Raw genomic sequence first — 19,039 nt, 5'->3', positions numbered from 1 at the left:
TACCGTCTTTACATAGCTGGGGTGATCCACGCACAAGGTACCTGCTGTTACCAAGCGAGCAGTGAGTGGATATGCTGGCTCAGCACCAACGCCTCCTTAGCTCAGCGGTAGAGCACTCGCCTTGTAAGCGAGCGGTCAACGGTTCAATCCCGTTAGGAGGCTCCAACGGCAAGGCTCCGACTAGATGGTTTGGTCGGAGCCTTTTTCTTGTGGTCGCCCGGCCCTCAGTGCACACTGTCGATGGCTATTGACGGGATCCCGCCGATCGCCGCGGATAGTGTGCAGTCAGTCGCGGGGCAACGACGTCGGCAATTTGGAGCCGTGTCACTGTGGCCGCATTCACGAAGTTCGGTAAGCGACATCCGGTACTCACTGTTTGGGCAAAGCCAAGAGTTATGTTCGACGCCGTCAGAGCGGCCTACCGCCCGAGTTTGCTCGCCTGCCCATGCGGATTGTGCGTGCCGCGACGGCTGCCGGGGTCTAGGCGCATCCGCATGCCGAGCTCGTGCGGCTGACGAGAGGTAGGTCTACGGCATCAGGTAGCGACAGACTTCTACATGGCGGTGCGAGACGATCGCGTCGGGACGACTTGGACGCCGCCGCGACAGGTATCGCGGTTTCGGCCTACGGCCTCGACGGCGCTGTGGTGATGGGTGTCAGTGCAGCCCGGTTGCGCGGTGTCATTCCGCGCGCGTTGGCGACGGCTGTGGTGGCTGGAAGGCGACTGACGAGCAGCCCGAATTTGTCTCCACACTGCGACGCTCCGACGCAAGCGCAAGCGCAAGCGTGTCGCATGTCGGTAGTGACGGCGGGGATGCGGGTGGTTGCATACTACCGGTGCAGATCAGACCCAGATCGTGTGGTTGCCCGGCCTTCAGTGTACACTGTCGATGGCTATTGACGGGATCCCGCCGATAGCCGCCGATAGTGTGCAGTCAGTCACCGGTTTCGAAGACGTCCATCGTGCCAGGGTGAGGTGAGTCCGCTGGTCACTATTCCCACATCGATGCCGCATTCGGTCCGTGTTTGAATCGAAAGGCAATGTGGCGCAAAGTAGTTCGGGTAGGGTCCTGTTGGACTCGGGCTGCGGCAGTCGATTCTGGTTCAGGAAGTTCGTGCATGTGTATCCACAGCGGGTCGCCGGGATGCATGGACGGCGAGTGCATTGGAGCCGTTCGCGGCTTTGCTGCTCGAGTGTGAACCTATGTCTGGAGCTGGATCATGAGCGTTGTCAGGTGCTGGTTCGGGAGATCACTGTCGTAAGGCATCATGAGTTGATGAGCGATCTCGAGTACCTCGCCACTTTGCTTGCTGGACTGGATGCGGAGATAGCGCGAGTCTCTGCTGCCGAATCGGGCTCCGACGAGCAGTTGTCTGCCATCGATGACGCGGCCGATGCCGTCTTGCGGTTGCGCGCGAAGGTCAAGGCCGGTTATCCCGGGAAGAAGGCTTACTACATCGCAGCGTCGACCGACCCGAATGGAATCAGAGTCGAGGGAATTTCTGCCCTGCAGGGCAAACGCGCCCACCAATTGGTGCGAGACGGCGGTTGGATGCACACGGATTCCAGCACGGTGCTCGATCTTCTCGATGACGATCAGATCAGTCGGTACCGAGCCGTCGCGGGACGCGGCGTGGCGCAGACGTTTCGCGACTCGCGTGAATATCTCGCAGCGGCAACGGGTCTCGCCGGAAAATAGACCACACCAGCTCATTCCGGTCTTGCGTTGTTGTGCTGCAATCGAATTCGGGGCGCTGTCCGGGTACGAGGGTACGGTCTGTGTCGCACCTACCCGAATGGGTAGCTTTCGTCCATGACGTCTCGCCGTAGAACAGTCTCGATTAGGTTCACGGTAGTGCGAGCGCCCATCCGAAAGGTCGACCGAAAATGCCCAGTTTCCCAGGCTTGGCCCACGTTGCAATAACGGTGACGGACCTCGAGAAGAGCGTCGAGTGGTATTCGAGGTTGTTCGATTCCCGCCCGGTTCTGGACGAAGACGAAGAGTCCGGGACCTTCCATCATTCGGTCTTCGCGCTCGCGAACGGCATGCTGTTCGGATTACATTCACACCACGGTTCGGCGGCTGAGGGGCCGTTCGACGAACGCCGCGTAGGCCTGGATCACATCGCGTTCGGTTGCTCCCAGGAAGAACTGGTGCAGTGGCGAGACAGGCTGGACGAGTTGACGATCGAACACTCCGGCATCGAACACGCAGGATATGGTTCGGGTATCTCGTTCCGAGATGTGGACAACATCGCACTCGAATTCTTCGCCCCGCCTGCGTGAGTGCCCGTAGTGCGCAGATCTTTCGAGTGACTGTCAGCGGCGGGCCGCGGCGAACACGTCGACCGGGTGCGGCGCCCGGGGCCTGCCGTCGATGCCGGGCACCGAGACGGCGTCGAGGTAGGCCCGTACCGGCCCGCGCAGCTCGGGGGTCAGCCGAGCCTGCACCGCGAAGTCGAGCACCCGCTCGCTCGCGGAGGCGAGGTCGACCAGTGCGTTCAGGGTGACAATCTCGTCGAGGGCGATGCCGGCATCGACGAAGGCCTTCTCGACGTCGGCGCTGAACCATTGACGGTGTCCCTCCAGCGGTGGGGCGAGCACGTCGACCAATGCGTTGAGCGCGCCTCGGGGTGCGTTGAGCACCCACAGCTCGCCGCCGGGTCGCAGCAGGTCGAGGGCGCCACGGAGGGTCTCTTCCAGGTCGGTGACGTAGTAGATCGAGTGCACGAACAACATGACGTCGAAGCTCTCGTCGACCGGGGCGTCGCTGAAAGACGCGACGTGCACGTCGACGCTGAGCTCGTCGGCCTCCAGCGAGGCCATCGCAGCGGTGAAGAGCCCCGCGCTCCCGGACCAGGGTTCGATGCCGACGTAGCGCACAGGTCGGCCCGGCACCGCCAGCAGAGAATCGGCGAGCTGGACGTCGAGTGAGCCGTCGCCGCAGCCCACCGAGAGTACCGAGACCGGTCCATTGCCCATCCTGGTGAGTCGGCCGCAGAGGTGCTCGGCGATAAGGCCGCGCTGGTCGGAGAGCTGCTCGAACGCGGCGTGGTCGCGAGCGTAGGCCTCGGGTTCGAGGCCGACCAGGGCCGCAGCGCCACGCCGTTCGGTGCGTAAGTCGTCGAGGAGCGCGGATGCGGTGCCGATCGAGGGGGTCGGAGCTACGTTGGACATCAGACCGAGTCAACCACGACGCCCCACCCGGTGCATTGCGGTCGGCTTCCTGAGAGAGACGAGGACTCCTGTGAGCAGCGGAGACACAGCCGACCGGAGTCTCGAGCACTGGAGTGAGGCGGGTCGTACGGGCATGGAGGCGTTCTACGCCCTTGCCACCGAGGACTACCGCCAGCTGGCGCTGGCCGCCGACTGGCCCGGTCTGCTCGCCGACCGCGCCCACGACAGCTGGTCACTGCTCGACGTGGCCTGCGGCAGCGGCAAGTTTCCCACCGCGCTGCGCCGCTACACCGACCTCTCCGCGCTGCCCGAGCTGGCTTACGACCTGCTCGACCCGTCGGCGTTCTCGGTGGCCGAGGCGCGCGCCGCGCTGGGCCCGCCGTTTTCGGCCAGGCACGACCTGGTGATGACTCTGCAGGACCTCCCAACCGACCACACCGGCTACGACGTCGTGTGGGCCATCCATGCGCTCTACGCCCTGCCGCCGTCCGAGCTGGACGCCGCGGCCGAGCGGTTTGTGGCTGCATTGGTCCCCGGTGGTCTCGGCCTGGTCGCACAGGCCACAGCAAGTTCCCACTACCTCGCCTTTTACGACGCCTTCCGGGCCGGTATGCGCGAAGCGACGCCGTATACGACGGCCGAGCAGGTGCGTGACTCCCTGGTGCGAGCCGGCGCGGATGTGCGTGAGCAGCGCATCACATACACCACCGGCACGTCGGATCGTGCCGTCGCCGAGGGCTTTCTGCAGCGCTGCGCCTTCGACGACTCCGTGTCGCTGGAGGAGATGGAGGCGGCACCCGTGCTGGGCGACTACCTCGCATCCTGCCGCGAGAAGTCCGGTGCCTACACCTTCTCCCACGAGGCGGCCCTGCTGTGGATCTGAAAAACACTTCGGCTCTGAACAACCCGTCGACCAACGGCCGGCTCCCCGAGCAGAACCGGGACGGCGGTATCGAGCAGGACTGGGCGGGCGACGACCAGGACTGGTGGGACTGGTACGTCACGCTGGCCGCCAACGACCAGGCACCCACCGAACTGGTCGACGGTCCGGGCCTGCCCGACGCACCGGCGGCCACCGACGAGCAGGTCGAGCGCGAGCTGGCCGAGCCCTACGACCTCGACCCAGCATCGGTCGAGGCTTTCGCGCGGGAGGCCTTCGTGCGGCTGCCCGGCGTGCTGTCGCCGTCGGTCGTGCGCCGCCTCGCCGAGCACCTCGAGGAGCTGCTGCGCGCCGAGCACGGCGACGACGTCGCGGGCCGGTTCACCGCTCTGGAACAGATGTGGCTGCGCGACGACCTTATGCGCGCCGTGGCGCTGTCGCCCCGGATCGGCGGCCTGGCTGCGACCCTGCTCGACGAACCCGGCGTTCGGCTCTACCACGACAACGCGCTGTCCAAGGAGCCCGGCTGTGGCCGCACGCCCTGGCACCACGACGCCGAACACTTCCCGCTGCAGACCACCCAGGCGGTCACGGCCTGGATGCCGATGTCGGCGATCCCCGGCCGGATGGGTCCACTGTCGTTCGCCCGCGGCCGCGAGGTGCTCGGCGAGGTAGCCGACTTGGAGTTCGACAAGGTCGGGACCTCGTACGACGAGGCCGTCACCCAGCGCTTCGTCGAGCGCGGCGTCGCGGTGGAGCCCGGGCCGTTCGCGGTGGGCGACGTGTCGTTCCACTCGGCGCTGTGCTTCCACACCGCGGGCCCCAACCTGACGACGCAACCGCGCCGGGCGCTGGCCACCACCTACTTCGCCGATGGGGCGCGGGTGACGTCGTCGCCGACGCTCATCAGCGGCACCTGGCGCGAGTTCCTCCCAGGTGTCGAGCCCGGCGGCCTCGCGGCCTCCGAGCTCAACCCGGTGGTCGGCCACCGCAGCTGAGCCGACCGGCCGCCTCAGACGGGACGGCGTGAATCGGAGACGCGTATGCATGATCGCGGTCGGGATCGATCGGTAGGTACTGATTCCAGTACCACAGCATGCTTGCACGGGTGTTGAAAAAGTCGGTTGAGAACTCCGGCTCCGCAGGCATCTGAAGCCTCGCCCTCACAGCGTCGACGTCGAGTGTCATGTGGAATGCAGATTCTGGGTCAGCGCCTTCCCCGCATCGCGGAGTCGGGTCGGCGGCGAGGTGCCGAGCAATGGCCTGCACTCTCGCTGCATGGTCGGCTGAACCCGAACGGCGCCTTCGATGTTGTTCCAAATGCCCACTGCTGCCATCCGGACTGGCGCAGCGAGGCGGTGGTCGAGCTGCATGTGCTGGAGGGGACCGCATAGCGACACTGCCGCTACCACCTCGCCGAAGTTGCCGATCGGTGCTGCCACACAACCGAATCCGGCCAGTGCCTCCCCTCGCTCGTAGGCGATACCGTCCGCGCGTACCTTTGCCAGATCCGAACTGAGCTGGGCACTGGTCGAGATGGAGTGCCTCGTCTTTCGGCTCAGTGCAGCCGCGCCGCTGGTAACGAGTGGACGTTCGGCCGAGAAGCCGAGGATTGCTTTCCCGACCCCCGTGCAATGGGCGGGGTAGCGTCCGCCGACCCGGGTGGGGATGGCTGCTGCGGTGCGGCCGCCGATTTTCTCGAGGTAGACCACGTCGGCTCCGTCGAGAATGGCGAGGTGAACCACATGGCCGGTCGCCCGGTGCAAATCGTGAAGATAGGGCATCGCAGCCCGGTGTAGTCGATCTTGGTGTACTGCAAGTGAACCGAGCTCGACCAGGCGCATTCCAAGCTCGTAGTCGTGGCCTTGACGTCGAAGCCATCGCAAATGCACAAGGCGCTCGAGCATCCGATGGGCCGAGGAACGCGGCAGTCCGGTTCGCCGGACGATCTGAGCGAGGGTGAGGCGGCCCGGCCCTTCGAACGCGTCGAGGACGAGCGAAGCGCGGTCGAGGACGGCGCTAGGAGTGCTGGCGGCGACTGGCGTTGTCATGGGTTCCTCCACGTGTTTGGCCTTCACCGCAGCGCGTCTAGCAGTGTGTTTCTAATAGGCATACATCTATCTACCATGTTTTGTGTCGGGTGTCACACAAGAAAGTCGATGAACGTACACCGAGCCGCAGGGCGAAACAATTCCTCGATCCTGTCCAACTCGACTTCGGCAGATCTCCTACATCAGGCGACCGGGCACCGGGTAGCTGCGGGGCGCGTCGGTCTCGACAATGCCCTCGTGCGCTGCCTGCTCGATGGAGTCACGCAGGGCCGAGCAGGTGGGGATATAGATGCTGGGTACGCCGAGCGCGGCCTGCTGGGCAAACTCGGGACACGCGGTTTCCGCGTCCGACAGCCACTGGATGCTGGTATGGGTGGGACTGTACTTCTCTACTAGCACCCGGTTTCCGCAGTGCTTGCAGCTCAGGTTCTGCATAGTTGCCTCGTTTCCTGCTTGGCTGCGGCGGAGGTGTCTCCGGTCGCGCGTGTGGGGGAGTATAAATGCCGACGGCCAGGATGGAATCTTTTCGAACCAGCTCATCTGAAGCTGACGTCGTCCTCCGACCAGAAGGCGCGGATGCTGGTGATCCGAGCCTGGTCGTCGAAAGTCATGATGTAGATCGGTTCGATCGTGATTGTCTGGTCTCCAGTCTCGGTGACCACGCGGAAGTGGAAAGCTGCACAGTGTCCGGCCACCCGGACGGTGAGCAGTGCAGGGAGGCGACGTCTGTGGAGGTCCCGCTTCCCACTGCGTTGAGATACCTCGACACCGTTGAACGGATGTCCTCTGCTGAAGCCATTGATCTCTCCCGTACATGTGGATGTGGTCGGTGGATATGAAAGTAGCCATGCCACAGCTACCGCGCTGCCCACTCGTCCCGCCCAGCGGGAGGCACACTGCCCTGTCACTCCCGCTCTCCCTCGGACAACACCCTCGACACCGTTTGGGCCGTGGTTGGTCGAGGCTTCTCGACGCCGCGCCGACCGTGAGGCCGTCGTGGACGGGCGGGAACGCCTGAGCTACGAGCGATTCGCTGACGAGGCATTCAGAGCGGGTCGAGCCATGGCCGCCACAGGGGCCCACCCCGGAGACCGGATTGCCCTGTGGGCGAATAACTTCGCGCGCTCGTCCGTCGACTACATGTCGTTCGGACAGCGGATACTCGATCGCGAGCGCGTCCGCTGACGAACGGGCCGTTCTACGCGGTCAAGATGACACTGAGCGATCTCGGCACCTGCGGCGGCGTCAAGGCTGACGAGCGCGCACGCGCCCTTCGTGAGGACGGCACCGTCATCGAGGGCCTTTACGCTATCGGCAACACCGCGGCCAATGCTTTCGGTCGCACTTACCCGGGGGCCGGGGCGACGATCGGACAGGGCCTCGTGTTCGGTTACATCGCAGCGCACGACGCAGCCGGGCGCATCTAGCGGCGAAACCGCGGAAAGGTTATCGAAGAACAGAAGCGGCTGTACCGGGATCGGATGCCGGGACGCGGAATGCGACCCGGCATCCGATCAGCGGTGGCTCGTAATGTTTCTCTCGATTGTCCAATTGTTAGGCTCGCGGGCGTGGCATCGACCGAATCGGCATCCGAGGCCGACTTACCTAACCTGCCCGCCACCAGCTGGGCAGTTCTCGGCATGCTCGCATTCGATGAGGAGCTCTCGGGATACGACCTCAAGAAGTGGGCGGACTGGAGCATCAAGTTCTTCTATTGGAGCCCCTCGTTCAGTCAGGTGTATACGGAGCTGAAGAAGCTCGACAAGCATGGCTTCGTCACCTCTCGGGTGCAGCATGACAACGGCGTCCGCGGCAGGCGTCTTTACAAGATCACCGAGGCTGGGACCGACGCGGTCCGAAGGTGGTCCAATGAGGCACCTATTGATCCGCCTATTCTCAAACACGGTGTGATGCTTCGGATTTGGCTTGGGCATCTCAACAAGCCAGATCGGCTCAAGGATATCCTCCGCGAGCATATCGAGTACGTCGAGAAGATGGAACGGCGCGCTGCGGCCGATGCGCGTGGAGCCGCCGAGGAACCGGCGTGGGCTTACTCCCAGATCGTGCTGCGATGGTCCGAACGCTACTACGCCTCGGAGCGCGCACTGGCTTTGCAGTTGATCGAGGATATCGACGAGGCGGAGGCCACAATCAGTCGGGTGAAGGTCGGCTACGAGGCCGGCTTCCCGAAGCCCCCGCCCGGCCTGTGGCGCGAGGTCGAACGGCACGTTGAGGCCTATAAAAGCGACCAAGACTGAACTAGGTCCACTCTCTCCCGCTGGTCGAATCGGCCTTGGAAGCTGATCTTCCGGCGCGATGGCCGAAGAAGCGGCCCTCTCCCATCGATGCGCCGCTCGCGTAGCCCCCAGCGGACACTCCCGCCGTGTGGTAGTTGGATGCGCCTCGCACGCGGCCTTCGGAGAGGCCGCGTGCGAGGCGAGTATCTACATTGCTGCCAGTGGTTCACTGCCGGACCAGTCGTGGCCCCAGTAGCTGTCGGCGGTAATTTCCTCAGCGGAGTAGTGCTTCTCGTCTACTTTGATTCCCTCGGTACCGAATTCGATGTCCCAGCCGCCGGGGGCGCGCACATAGAACGAGACCATTTTGTCGTTGGTGTGGCGACCGAGGGTCGAGGACACCGAGAATCCGTCCTGGACCACACGATCCAACGCTTGTCCGACCGCGTCCAGGGTGTCCACCTCGACCATGATGTGGATGAGCCCCGGCGCGCCCCCATGGGGGGACGGACATAGGGCCAGGCTGTGGTGTCGCTCGTTGACACCCATGAACCTGACTCGCATCGCGCCGAACTCCGGCGGCGCCGGTATACGGAACGCGCCGCGGGGCAAGAAACCCAGCACGTCGGTGTAGAACGAGAACGCGCCGTCCAGGTCCATCGTGGGAAGCACTACGTGCCCGAGCCCCTGCGAGCCGGTGACGAACTTGGCACCGAACGGCGTGACGACTGGGCTGTGATCGAGCACTGCGCCGTGGAACACCTCGAGGGTGGCCCCGGTCGGATCTTGGAAGGTGATGACTTCCTCGACCCGGCGTGCGTCGGCTTCCTCGAGCGAGAGAGGTTTTACGTCGATTCCGGCGGCCTCGACGGCATCCTGGACGCGGACGAGGGCTGCGTGGTCACGGACCTCCCAGCCGATGGTGACGATTTCGTCGGTGTCGCCGGCAACGATGACCATGCGAGCGGCGCGCTCATCCATCCGTAGGTAGAGAGCGTTGTCGTCGGGGCCCTTTCCTTGGGCGAAGCCGAGCACCTCGAACGCGAACTTCCGCCAGCGTTCGAGATCGGTGGTCTGGATTTTGACGTAGCCGAGGCCCTTGATGTCCGTGTGACGAATTTCAGTCATGATTTGTCCTTCAGAGGTGTGAGTGCCGATACCGAACGAATTTCAGATCATCGACTTGAGGTTGTCCGTCGGGTCGATGCCGAGCGAGCTCAGTGCGGACGCATGGTAGACCGTGCTGGGCACGTGGATGGCGTGAGCCAGTCCGGCGTGTGCGTCTCGCCAATACCGCTGCAGCGGGTTGTTCATCCGCAGTGCGTTGCCGCCGGAACGGGCGAAGATCTGGTCGACGGCGGCGACCGCCCGCCAGGCTGCGCGGACCTGTGTGCGGCGGCCCGCGGCGCGGTCCTCGAAGGAGACCTCCTTGCCCGAGTCGACGATGTCCCACATTCTGTCGACGTTTGCCAGTAGCTCCTGGCGCGCGGCGTTGATGTCCGCCGCCGCCTCGCCGACCGAGAACAGCACGTAGGGGTCATCCTTGACTGCGGTGCCCTGCGCACCGACGCGATCCCGCTGATAGTCCAGGTGCGCGGCCAGTGCGCCCTCGGCAATGCCGACGACTGCGGAGGAGATGCCGAGCGGGAACATGGTGGACCACGGCATCTTGTACAGCGTCTTGGTCATACCGGCGTTCCTCTGGGCGGTGCCGTTGATGACCTCATCGCCGTCCATCGCACGGTAGTCGGGGACGAAAGCATCTCGGACGATGATGTCTTTGGATCCGGTTCCCTTCAGGCCCACTACATTCCATGAATCTTCCACGATCTCGTAGTCCTTGCGCGGCAAGATCATGTGCATCATCCGCGGCGGCAATGCCATGTTGCCGTCCTTGTCGCCTTTCATCGCGCCCAGGAAGATCCAGTCACAGTGGTCGGTTCCCGAGGAGAACTGCCACCGGCCGTTGAAGATGTAACCGCCGTCGACGGGCTTCGCAATACCGGTAGGTGCATAAGGCGAGGCGATCCAAGTGTCCGGGTCGCGGCCCCACACCTCTTCCTGCACCTTCGGGTCGGCGAAGGCCAGTTGCCAGGGGTGCACGCCGACGATGCCGCAGACCCACCCGGTAGCCGGATCCAGCGATGCCGCCTTCATCACGGTTTCCGCGAATGCACGGGGATGCGCTTCGAAACCGCCGTATTGCTCGGGTTGGAGCATCTTGATGGGGCCGGCTACCTTGAGCTTCTTCGCAGTCTCGGTGGGAAGTTGGCCGATCCGCTCGGCTTCGGTCGCCTGATCGCGAAGCTGATCGGCGATGTCGGTGAGGTTGTCGAGAACCTTGTTGGTCATGAGAGTTTTCCTTTTGTGAGGCCAAGCTTTTCGGTGAGCGGTTTCATTTCTCGGCGCACCACGCGACTTTTCGTGGGTCAGGCGTCGGCATGGAGTGGAACAACGCCGTTGGCGATGTTCTCGGCCACCTCCGCCTCCCAGCTCTTGACGGCCCGGTCGGTGTCGATCTCGAACTCGAATCGGGTGGTCATGTCCTCGGTGACGTCGTCGACATCGACGTAGAACTGCTTGTACCAGCGCCGGAGCTGGTAGACGGGGCCGTCTTCCTCGGACAGCAACGGATTGTCGATCGGTGCCTTGTTCTTCCAGATCTTGATGTCCTGTTCGAAACCGAGCTCGACCCCCTCGGTGAACTTCGCTGCCATGCCGTTGTTCTCGTCGTCGGAGAGCCCGGGGAGCTTCTTGACGATGGTGCCCCACTGCAGCACGAACGCGTTGTCGCTGACTGGGTAGTGACAGTTGATGAGGACGGTTTCTATCTCCATACCGTTGGCGACGGTGACCAGCTTGTCGATCATGTAAGACGGCCCGAAATAGGACGCGTCCGAGCTGAGGGTCGAGTTCGGATCGTCGTAGCTGGTGCCCACTTCGATGTCCTGACGTGGGGTCGACCTCATGTATTGAGTGGCGACGTGGCCCTCGAAGACGTTCTTGAAGAAGCGGGGAAAGGCGAAGTGCACGTAGAAGAAATGCGCCATATCGACGACGTTGTCCACGATCTCACGGCAGTGTGAGCCCTCGACCAGTAGCGAGTTCCAGCTCCAGTCCGTCCATTCGTCGGTGCCGTAGCCCTCGATTTCCGGAATTGTGACCTCGTCGGTCGGCTTGGTGCCCTGCGGGTCGTGCCAGACATACAATTGCCCGTTGCGCTCGAGAGTGACCCATCCCCGGGTGCGGGCGAGCGGTGGCACACGGCGGGCGTACGGGATGCCGGTGCACTTGCCGTTTCCACCCCAGCGCCAGTCGTGGAATGGACAAGCGAGGGAATCGCCCTTCACGGTGCCCTGAGCGAGGTTGCCGCCCATGTGTCGGCAAAATGCATCGAGCACGTTGAGTTTGCCGTCGGACTCCGACTGGAACACCACCAGCGAGCTACCGAAAACGTTGATTTCGTGCGGTTTTCCGTCCTGGAAGTCCTTGAGAAGGCCTAGGCAGTGCCACCCTCGGGCGAATCGCGCTGGGGCGGCAGCCGCCTCGATCATCCTGATTTCTTCGACATCGGTGTCGGATTGCAGCGCCATCGTTTACCTCTTCCTTCACGCTCACGCGCAGATGTATGTGATTCGCCTCACATACTCAGGGTTGAGCGCTACTGGTGTGTGCCCCCTGTCCCACTGACCGAGACGATTTTTGTCGGCTCTTGCGAAGCCCGCTCGGCCACCAGCCCACGTGATCCCATAACTGTTGCGCAAACGATGAATTCCGGTGGGAGAGCCGGCCCGAGGACTTCGATCGGTCCGGTTTTCAACACAGTCCTCCCGCGAACCCGCCATCGCTTGTGCAGCTGCGTCACGGCGTCCTTTTCGCCACTCGAGTTGCCGGCCACCCATACCGAGCCCCTGCCATCCTCGAACAACGCTACCGCGGCCTCGCGCTGATCCTCGGTCGATGAACTTCGTGCACGCATGCAACTGCTCCCCGTGAGTTGGAACTGAATTTCTCAGTCCAACTTCCCGGGGAGCAGGGCAGTGGAACGTCTGCGGGTCGTCTCGCCGGGCTCAGTCGAAGGTGCGGTGTGGAACGCCTGCCATCAGGCCGCCGTCGACGATGAACTCGGATCCGGTGGAGTAGGAGGACTCTTCACTGGCCAGGAAGACGACCATCGAGGACACTTCGTCGGCTTTGCCGCCACGACCCAGTGGGATCTGCAGGAAGTCCTCGGGGATACCTTCGGTCATCGGGCTGTGAATGAAGCCGGGGTGAATGGAGTTGACCCGTACGTTCTTCGGCGCCAACTCGAGTGCAACCGACTTCGTCAGTCCGCGCACTGCGAACTTCGTGGCGGTGTAGCCGTGCAGTCCGGGACTACCGCGGAACCCTTCGACGGAGGAGATGTTGATGATCGAGCCGCCGCCTGCATCGATCATCGATTGAGCGCAGGCACGGATACCGAAAAACGTTCCGGAGAGGTTGATATCGAGAATGCGCTGCCACTCGGATGTTTCGTAGGCGGTGATCAGGTTGCCGCCTACTATGCCGGCGTTGTTGACCAGTACCGTCACCGGTCCGAACTTCTCGGTGGTCGCCGCGACGGCCTCGGCCCAGCTGTCCTCCGACGTGACATCGAGACGCACATAGTGTGCGGCGTCACCCAATTCGCTTGCTGCCGAAGCGCCTTCCTCGTCGAGGATGTCGCCCAGGACGACTTTTGCGCCTTCTGCGATCAGCGCTTTGCAGTGAGCGAGACCCATTCCGCGTGCAGCACCGGTGACGAGTGCTACTCGGCCTTCCAAACGGTTCATTCAGGCTCCTTCGTTGACAAGCACGCAGCGCGTGCCGCTGTAGATGGTGGGCATACAGCGATTGCAATGTATGCAGAGAGAGGAGGTGACTTCCTCTTTCTGCATCTTATTGATCAAGTCCGGTTCGCGCAGAAGTGCGCGCGCCATCGCCACGAACTCGAACCCTTCGGTCATGGCAAGGTCCATCGTTTCCCGCGTGGAGATCCCGCCGAGAAGGATGAGCGGGAGGTTCACTGCACTGCGGAACTGGCGTGCCTGTTCGAGAAGATAAGCCTCTTTGTAGGGGTACTCGCGCAAGAACTTGCTGCCCACCATGCGAATACCCGCTCGCTGCGGCTGTGGGAACGACGCCGCGAAGTCGCGCAACGGTACATCTCCACGGAAGAGGTACATCGGGTCCTTCAGCGAGCTACCTGCAGTCAACTCGAGCGCATCGAGCGAGCCGTCGCTTTCCAACCACTGGGCGACCTGAAGGCTCTCGTCGAGCCAGAAGCCGCCCGGTACTCCGTCATCCATGTTCAACTTCGCGGTGACGGCGATCTCGGTGTCTACTTCGGCGCGCACTGCCGACGCTACGGCCCGCGCGACTCGCGCCCGGTTTTCGAGGCTTCCACCGAACTGGTCGGATCTGCGGTTGAGCGCTGGGCTGAGAAATGAGCTGACGAGATAGTTGTGCCCGAAATGCAGTTCGACAGCATCGAATCCGGACTGGACGGCAATTCTGGCTGCGCGGGCGTGGTCGGCGACGATGCGATCGAGGTCGGCTGCGCTCACCGTCCTCGTCAGCCGCAGGCTCAGTGGGCTGATCTGCCACGAAGAGGCCAATGCCGTCGCACGGTTGGACTGCGAGTTCGCGACCGGTCCCGCGTGCCCGATCTGAGCGGAGACGGCGGCACCTTCGGCGTGGACGGCTTCGGTCAGTCGCGTCAGTCCTGCAACAGCTTCCGGGCGCATCCAAATCTGATGGCGGTCGGTTCTGCCCTCGGGCGAGGATGCGCAGTAGGCGACGGTGGTCAAGCCGGCACCACCGGCAGCGACGGCCCGGTGAAAATCGATCAGCTCATCGGTGACCAGTGCTTCCGGGGTACGTCCTTCGAAGGTCGCGGCTTTGATGACGCGGTTACGGAGCGTGAGGGGGCCGAGATCAGCCGATTCGAATATTTTCATGGCATTACCTTGTCGAGGAAGGGGTTCCGGAAGATTCGCCGTGGGTCGAACTCGTCGAATGCTGCGGAGGCGGACTCCCACTCGGGGTACCGGGAGGGGAGTGTCCGGGTCAGGAACTCGGTGTCGGCGTGGGACCGGTCGTTGGTGAACGCCCAGCCCTTCGAGTATTCGGGCCGCATGATTCCGAGTGAACCTGAATAGTGTCCATGCATCCACTGTTCCATCTCGCGGAAAAACGCATGCATTCCAGGCGTACCGGGGAAAGAGACCACGTTCAGCCAGATTGCGGTGTCCCATTCCGGATGGCCGGGCACTGGGGCCACCGCTGAAAGAGACGGCGGGCCCGAGCTTTCCACGTCCACGTCTGCGCCGTGGTCGAGCCCGCACAAACGCACCTCGAACGGGCCGTTCACCGGGTACTGCCCCAGCGAGCTGTAATGCGTGAGCCGCTCGTCGAGCCAGGTGGTCATGTCGTGGATGATCGTGGCGACGTCGGACCTGCGTGCAAGTACCACGCCTCCGCCCGCAGTCACTCGCAACGTGGTTGCGCGGAGGTACAAGCGGACGTTCTTCGATGTGCCCCAGATGTCGGCGGTGCCGGTGAGTGCCATGCCGGCCTTGACCGCGCTGAGCTGAGATGCACCGAATGCGGGTGTGCCGGCCGCGAGCTGTGTCGCCAGTACACCCAGCCCGTCGGTGAGCGGCTCGGGGAGCGTATCGGAGAACGCGTAGTTGTACGGTCCGGTCACTTCCCGTGATTGTTCCGGGCGGTTCGGTTCGTCGCTCCATATTTTGAGCCACGGCTCCTGGGTGAACGGGAACCAGATGGCTTCGACGCTCCCCGACTCGGCGAGGTACTTCTCGAAAGTCCGGCCCGGTGATCCTGCCGGCGCGAACAGTTCCTGCCAGCCGACGTCGAAGGTGCTGAGACATCTGAGGCGCTTGTCGACGCCTGCCTGGAGCGTCACGGAGGTGATGAAGGTGCGGCCCAGGTGGGTGAGCAGTGGGCGAATGGCGGGGTCGGATCGGGTGAATACTCGCGCGACGTACTCTCCCGCGGCATCGTCCCAGACTACTGCCGTCAGGGCGGTGACGAGGTTGCTGACGGTACCGAAGCTGGTTCCGGGGACTGCACTTTCTCCGTCGGCCGGAGGGGTGGCGCCGTGCGCGTCGATAGCGAGAGCACCGCCGATGGTGATGTCGCCGATGGCCGGGATGCTCGACCAGCCCAGTCCGTGGCCTTCGAGTGCGGTCAAGATGGACAGCAGGCTCGCGCCACCCTGGGCGGTCACCGTGGCAGGGGACCCCGTCGGATCCACGCTCACGCCGATCAGGTGCGCGGTCGTGTCGAGAAGAATTACTTTGTCGACGGGGTATCCGGGGACCACCGTCAACGGACTCCAGCCGTGCATCGAACCTCGTGCCCGTATCGTGTAGCCGTGCTTCGCGGCCCAGTTGGCCAGCGTCACCACCTCGGCTTCACCCCGCGGTGCGCATGTCCAGACGTGGTCGAAGACGATCTCCTTGGACCAGTTCACGTAGCTCTGCTGATAGAGGTCGATCCCCCCAGGGAACTCGGGTGGCACCGTGAGCGAGGCCTCCCCGACGGGCGCAGCAGCGGCGGGCGTCCATTGGGACCCGGCGACTGCGGCTGCTACCGCCGTGGCGGCCGCGGTGCCGAAGAAGCGGCGTCGTGACAGCGACCCGTGTACGTTTTGTTCGACCATGCAGTCACCCCTGATTGCAGTAATACGATGCCAGCGGCATCATAATTGAACATAGACGATAAACGGCGAGTGTGACGAAATTTCATGAATCCGGATGGCAATAGCGGTAAAGGTCGGGCCGGCCGCCCCCGAGACAGCAGCGTCGACGACCGAGTGTTGGCGGCTACCCGCGAGCTGCTTATGGAGCTCGGATGGGACGACCTGAGCATGCGCGGCGTTGCTGCCCGCGCAGGTGTCGGCCGCAGCACGATCGATCGAAGATGGTCGTCCAAAGCCGAGTTGGTGTTGCATTCGATCCTCGGAGCGACCCCCGACCTCGAGCCGTTCGACGGTACGGATCCGAACGGGTGGGTGCGATGGGTGGCGACAGGTAGCCGCGAGCTGTTCGCCAAACCGGAAGTGCGCGCAGCAGTCCCAGGTCTGATCAGCACCTTCGCTCGCAACGAAGATCTTCGTCGTCAGCTCTGGCAAAGCTTCAGCGGGCCTCCCACCGAACTGTTCTCTGCTGGTTCATCGGTGGACGCAGCGGACGACGCTGTGCTCGACGCTCGTGCGCTGATCGCGATGGCGGCGGGAGCGTCGCTGTTTCTCAGTATTATTGCGACAGAAGATGATACGGATTCCGTCCATCTTCGGATCGAAGAGCTTCTACTTCGTGCGATCGATCAGAAACCCCGGTAGCGCGCCGAATAGCGGGCTGCGTCGTCGTCGATAGTGCGTTGTTTGTATGCGGTCAACAGTGCGGGATCGAGCCCATGGGTGACCAGGCGATGACGCTGATAGATCGGTTTGAGAGCGATCATGAAATAGACGAACGGGAGTAACAGGATCAGCATCATGCCGGCGCGGACGAACAGTGGGCCCGGCACGAGCAAGCATGCTGCCAGCAGCGGGACCAGCGGGACGATGCACCGTGTTGCGTAATGCCGGGTGGAACCAGGTCCGGTGATGTCTTGGATGACCCAGTCGCTGAACTTTGCGGGCAGGGGCCGCCCGGCGAGGTAGGCGGCCAGCTGCCGGACCGAGGGTCGAGGTGTGACGATCATCGGTTCGGGTTTCCGGACTCGACGCAATGGTGTTCCAGTCGGTGCTTCGGAGACGTTTCCAGACCTCTCGGGTAGCCGCACAGGCGCACTTTGAGCCAGTTCAGCTCTTGACGTAGGGCATCGGGGAGCTTGTTGCCACCGATGGTTGCGTACCACTCGTCGATGAGGGGTAATTCTGTGAGAAGTTCGTCGGTGTCGACGGCCAGGGCGGCCTCGACATCGGCTCGATCGATGTCGAGGCCGGTCAGGTCGAGGGAATCGGAGGTGGGGACGTAGCCGAGAGGGGTGGACAATGCGTCGACCTTCCCGTCGATTCGGCGCAACGCCCAGTCGATCACCCGAAGGTTCTCCCCGAAGCCCGGCCACAGGAAATCCCCGTCGTCATCACGGCGAAACCAGTTCACGTAGAAGATCTTCGGTAGAGCTCCTGGAACGCTCGAATCGGCCCCGATGTCGAGCCAATGCTGGAAGTAGTCGCCGACGTGATATCCGATGAAGGGCAGCATCGCCATGGGATCGCGACGCACCACTCCGATGCTTCCGGTCGAGGCTGCCGTCGTCTCCGACGAGAGGATCGAGGCTAGAAATACCCCGTGTTGCCAGTCGAATGCCTCGGTGACCAACGGCACCGTCGATGCACGTCGGCCCCCGAAGAAGATCGCCGAAATGGGGACTCCGGCTGGATCGTTCCATTCCGCAGCAGCCGTCGGGCACTGGTCTATCGGGGTGCAATAGCGTGAATTCGCATGTGCAGCAGTGGTGTCGGATTCCGGTGACCAGTCGTTGCCACGCCAGTCGATCAGATGCTCCGGGAACTGCTCGGTCATCCCCTCCCACCACACACCGCCGGCGTCGGTCAGGGCGACGTTGGTGAATATCGAGTTGCCGCCGGCAATGGTGCGCATGGCATTCGGGTTCGTGGCCATCCCGGTTCCGGGCGCGACGCCGAAGAACCCCGCTTCGGGGTTGACGGCGTAGAGCCGCCCGTCCTCACCGAATCGCATCCAGGCGATGTCGTCTCCGATGGTTTCCGCGGTCCATCCGTCGAGGGTCGGTTCGAGCATCGCGAGGTTGGTCTTGCCGCACGAAGAGGGGAATGCCGCGGCGATATAACGCACTTCGGCGGCAGGGGAGGTCAGTTTCAAGATGAGCATGTGCTCGGCCAGCCACCCCTCGTCGCGGGCCATCGCCGAAGCGATGCGCAGGGCAAACGACTTCTTACCCAGTAAGGCATTGCCGCCGTAGCCGGATCCGTAGCTCCAGATGGTTCGCGTCTGAGGAAAGTGGGCGATGTATTTCGTGTTGTCGCACGGCCACAGGAGGTCTTGTTGACCCGGTGCGAGCGGAGCACCGACCGAATGAAGTCCTTTGACGAAGTCTGCGTGTGTGCCCATGCGATCCCAGACCGGGGTGCCGGTGCGAGTCATCACGCGCATCGATACTGCGACGTATTCGGAATCGGTGATCTCGACGCCGAATTTCGGTGAGACGGACTCGAGGGGCCCCATACAGTAGCCGATGACGTACATCGTTCGTCCCGCCATTGCGCCGCGGAACTCCTCGGTGAGCACCGTCGTCATGTCGAGCGGGTCCATCCAATTGTTCGTCGGTCCTGCATCCGATTCGTTCTCCGAACAGATGAAGGTGCGATCTTCGACGCGCGCAACATCTTCGGGATCGGAGATGCAGCGGAAGGAGTTCGGGGGCTCGCTCAACTCGACGAACGTGCCTTTGGCTACGAGGAGCGCTGTCAGCCTGTCCCATTCATCCGTGGTGCCGTCGCACCAGACGACCCGGTCGGGTGTGGTGAGTTCCACGACGTCGCTCACCCACATCAGGAGTTCGGTGTGTGAAGTCGGTGGGCAGCCGATATCGAGATCGACGGTGCTCGAGGCGGTCATGGGGTGTCCCTTCGGGGTGGCATGAGGTTGCCGATTCG

Annotated in this window: 20 protein-coding genes, 1 tRNA gene and 1 pseudogene; 9 read left to right on the top strand and 13 right to left on the bottom strand. The window is 63.3% G+C overall.

What is annotated here, in order from left to right; translation table 11 throughout:
- Positions 1–90: 90 nt before the first annotated feature.
- From BJI47_RS19875 to BJI47_RS19865, 3 genes are all read left to right on the top strand, one after another.
- Positions 91–165, top strand: a tRNA-Thr gene (locus BJI47_RS19875).
- A 1,112-nt stretch (positions 166–1,277) separates the two neighbouring features.
- The gene (locus BJI47_RS19870) at positions 1,278–1,700 is read left to right on the top strand and encodes a phosphate acetyltransferase (protein ID WP_088945351.1); all 423 of its coding nucleotides are present in this window, start codon (positions 1,278–1,280) and stop codon (positions 1,698–1,700) included.
- A gap of 188 nt (positions 1,701–1,888) precedes the next feature.
- Positions 1,889–2,287 carry a VOC family protein gene (locus BJI47_RS19865; protein WP_088945350.1) on the top strand — a complete coding sequence of 133 codons (399 nt, stop codon included), beginning with the start codon at positions 1,889–1,891 and terminating at the stop codon, positions 2,285–2,287.
- A 33-nt stretch (positions 2,288–2,320) separates the two neighbouring features.
- Here the strand turns inward: BJI47_RS19865 and BJI47_RS19860 are convergent, their stop codons facing one another.
- Positions 2,321–3,178 carry a bifunctional 2-polyprenyl-6-hydroxyphenol methylase/3-demethylubiquinol 3-O-methyltransferase UbiG gene (locus BJI47_RS19860; protein WP_088945349.1) on the bottom strand — a complete coding sequence of 286 codons (858 nt, stop codon included), beginning with the start codon at positions 3,176–3,178 and terminating at the stop codon, positions 2,321–2,323.
- 133 nt (positions 3,179–3,311) lie between these two features.
- Between BJI47_RS19860 and BJI47_RS19855 the strand changes: the two genes are divergently transcribed.
- Together BJI47_RS19855 and BJI47_RS19850 are read left to right on the top strand one after the other, a co-directional pair.
- A complete protein-coding gene (locus BJI47_RS19855; protein ID WP_088945348.1) occupies positions 3,312–4,061 on the top strand; it encodes a class I SAM-dependent methyltransferase in 750 nt (249 codons plus the stop codon).
- Positions 4,052–5,056 carry a phytanoyl-CoA dioxygenase family protein gene (locus BJI47_RS19850; RefSeq protein WP_088945347.1) on the top strand — a complete coding sequence of 335 codons (1,005 nt, stop codon included), beginning with the start codon at positions 4,052–4,054 and terminating at the stop codon, positions 5,054–5,056. Before BJI47_RS19855 ends, BJI47_RS19850 begins: the two co-directional genes overlap by 10 nt.
- Before the next feature lie 186 nt (positions 5,057–5,242).
- Here the strand turns inward: BJI47_RS19850 and BJI47_RS19840 are convergent, their stop codons facing one another.
- From BJI47_RS19840 to BJI47_RS19830, 3 genes are all read right to left on the bottom strand, one after another.
- Positions 5,243–6,109: an IclR family transcriptional regulator gene (locus BJI47_RS19840; RefSeq protein WP_088945413.1), complete on the bottom strand. Its 867-nt coding sequence runs from the start codon at positions 6,107–6,109 to the stop codon at positions 5,243–5,245.
- Positions 6,110–6,286: 177 nt separating this feature from the next.
- The gene (locus tag BJI47_RS19835) at positions 6,287–6,544 is read right to left on the bottom strand and encodes a hypothetical protein (RefSeq protein ID WP_088945412.1); all 258 of its coding nucleotides are present in this window, start codon (positions 6,542–6,544) and stop codon (positions 6,287–6,289) included.
- Between the two features lie 101 nt (positions 6,545–6,645).
- On the bottom strand, positions 6,646–7,017 hold the full coding sequence (locus tag BJI47_RS19830) for a hypothetical protein (RefSeq protein ID WP_368655912.1): 372 nt from the start codon (positions 7,015–7,017) through the stop codon (positions 6,646–6,648).
- Here BJI47_RS19830 and BJI47_RS24320 point away from each other — a divergent pair.
- The 3 genes and pseudogenes from BJI47_RS24320 (at position 6,926) to BJI47_RS19815 (ending at position 8,367) form a co-directional block, all read left to right on the top strand.
- Positions 6,926–7,294 (top strand): AMP-binding protein, encoded by a 369-nt coding sequence (locus BJI47_RS24320; RefSeq protein WP_368655911.1) that lies wholly within the window; start codon positions 6,926–6,928, stop codon positions 7,292–7,294. The genes BJI47_RS19830 and BJI47_RS24320 overlap by 92 nt on opposite strands.
- Positions 7,285–7,536 (top strand): annotated as a pseudogene (locus BJI47_RS19820) (FAD-binding protein); the annotation flags it as partial. The gene BJI47_RS24320 and the pseudogene BJI47_RS19820, both read left to right, overlap by 10 nt.
- 213 nt (positions 7,537–7,749) lie before the next feature.
- Positions 7,750–8,367: a PadR family transcriptional regulator gene (locus tag BJI47_RS19815; protein WP_254900707.1), complete on the top strand. Its 618-nt coding sequence runs from the start codon at positions 7,750–7,752 to the stop codon at positions 8,365–8,367.
- A gap of 186 nt (positions 8,368–8,553) precedes the next feature.
- On the opposite strand, the gene bphC is transcribed toward BJI47_RS19815, so the two are convergent.
- The 7 genes from bphC to BJI47_RS19780 form a co-directional block, all read right to left on the bottom strand.
- On the bottom strand, positions 8,554–9,474 hold the full coding sequence (bphC, locus tag BJI47_RS19810; RefSeq protein ID WP_088945344.1) for a biphenyl-2,3-diol 1,2-dioxygenase: 921 nt from the start codon (positions 9,472–9,474) through the stop codon (positions 8,554–8,556).
- A 42-nt stretch (positions 9,475–9,516) separates the two neighbouring features.
- Positions 9,517–10,698 carry an acyl-CoA dehydrogenase family protein gene (locus BJI47_RS19805; RefSeq protein ID WP_088945343.1) on the bottom strand — a complete coding sequence of 394 codons (1,182 nt, stop codon included), beginning with the start codon at positions 10,696–10,698 and terminating at the stop codon, positions 9,517–9,519.
- A 77-nt stretch (positions 10,699–10,775) separates the two neighbouring features.
- Positions 10,776–11,939, bottom strand: coding sequence for a Rieske 2Fe-2S domain-containing protein (locus BJI47_RS19800; protein WP_088945342.1), 1,164 nt, complete (start codon positions 11,937–11,939; stop codon positions 10,776–10,778).
- Positions 11,940–12,007: 68 nt separating this feature from the next.
- Positions 12,008–12,325, bottom strand: a complete 318-nt coding sequence (locus BJI47_RS19795) for a hypothetical protein (RefSeq protein ID WP_088945341.1) — start codon at positions 12,323–12,325, stop codon at positions 12,008–12,010.
- A 91-nt stretch (positions 12,326–12,416) separates the two neighbouring features.
- The gene (locus tag BJI47_RS19790; RefSeq protein WP_088945340.1) at positions 12,417–13,160 is read right to left on the bottom strand and encodes a glucose 1-dehydrogenase; all 744 of its coding nucleotides are present in this window, start codon (positions 13,158–13,160) and stop codon (positions 12,417–12,419) included.
- Positions 13,161–14,327 carry an NADH:flavin oxidoreductase gene (locus BJI47_RS19785; RefSeq protein WP_088945339.1) on the bottom strand — a complete coding sequence of 389 codons (1,167 nt, stop codon included), beginning with the start codon at positions 14,325–14,327 and terminating at the stop codon, positions 13,161–13,163.
- Positions 14,324–16,054 (bottom strand): cholesterol oxidase substrate-binding domain-containing protein, encoded by a 1,731-nt coding sequence (locus tag BJI47_RS19780; protein WP_088945338.1) that lies wholly within the window; start codon positions 16,052–16,054, stop codon positions 14,324–14,326. Before BJI47_RS19780 ends, BJI47_RS19785 begins: the two co-directional genes overlap by 4 nt.
- An 84-nt stretch (positions 16,055–16,138) precedes the next feature.
- On the opposite strand from BJI47_RS19780, the gene BJI47_RS19775 reads away from it, so the two are divergent.
- On the top strand, positions 16,139–16,735 hold the full coding sequence (locus tag BJI47_RS19775; RefSeq protein WP_088945337.1) for a TetR/AcrR family transcriptional regulator: 597 nt from the start codon (positions 16,139–16,141) through the stop codon (positions 16,733–16,735).
- Here BJI47_RS19775 and BJI47_RS19770 read toward each other — a convergent pair.
- Together BJI47_RS19770 and BJI47_RS19765 are read right to left on the bottom strand one after the other, a co-directional pair.
- Positions 16,720–17,100, bottom strand: coding sequence for a DUF5313 family protein (locus BJI47_RS19770; RefSeq protein ID WP_088945336.1), 381 nt, complete (start codon positions 17,098–17,100; stop codon positions 16,720–16,722). The two genes, BJI47_RS19775 and BJI47_RS19770, sit on opposite strands and share 16 nt — an antisense overlap.
- The gene (locus BJI47_RS19765) at positions 17,097–19,001 is read right to left on the bottom strand and encodes a phosphoenolpyruvate carboxykinase (GTP) (protein WP_088945335.1); all 1,905 of its coding nucleotides are present in this window, start codon (positions 18,999–19,001) and stop codon (positions 17,097–17,099) included. The genes BJI47_RS19770 and BJI47_RS19765 overlap by 4 nt, the downstream gene beginning before the upstream one ends.
- Positions 19,002–19,039 lie beyond the last annotated feature (38 nt).

Source organism: Rhodococcus sp. 1168, from assembly GCF_002091955.1.
Taxonomy (GTDB): domain Bacteria; phylum Actinomycetota; class Actinomycetes; order Mycobacteriales; family Mycobacteriaceae; genus Rhodococcoides.
Note: the sequence above shows the minus strand (reverse complement) of the source record. Positions and strands in the feature narration are given on the sequence as shown.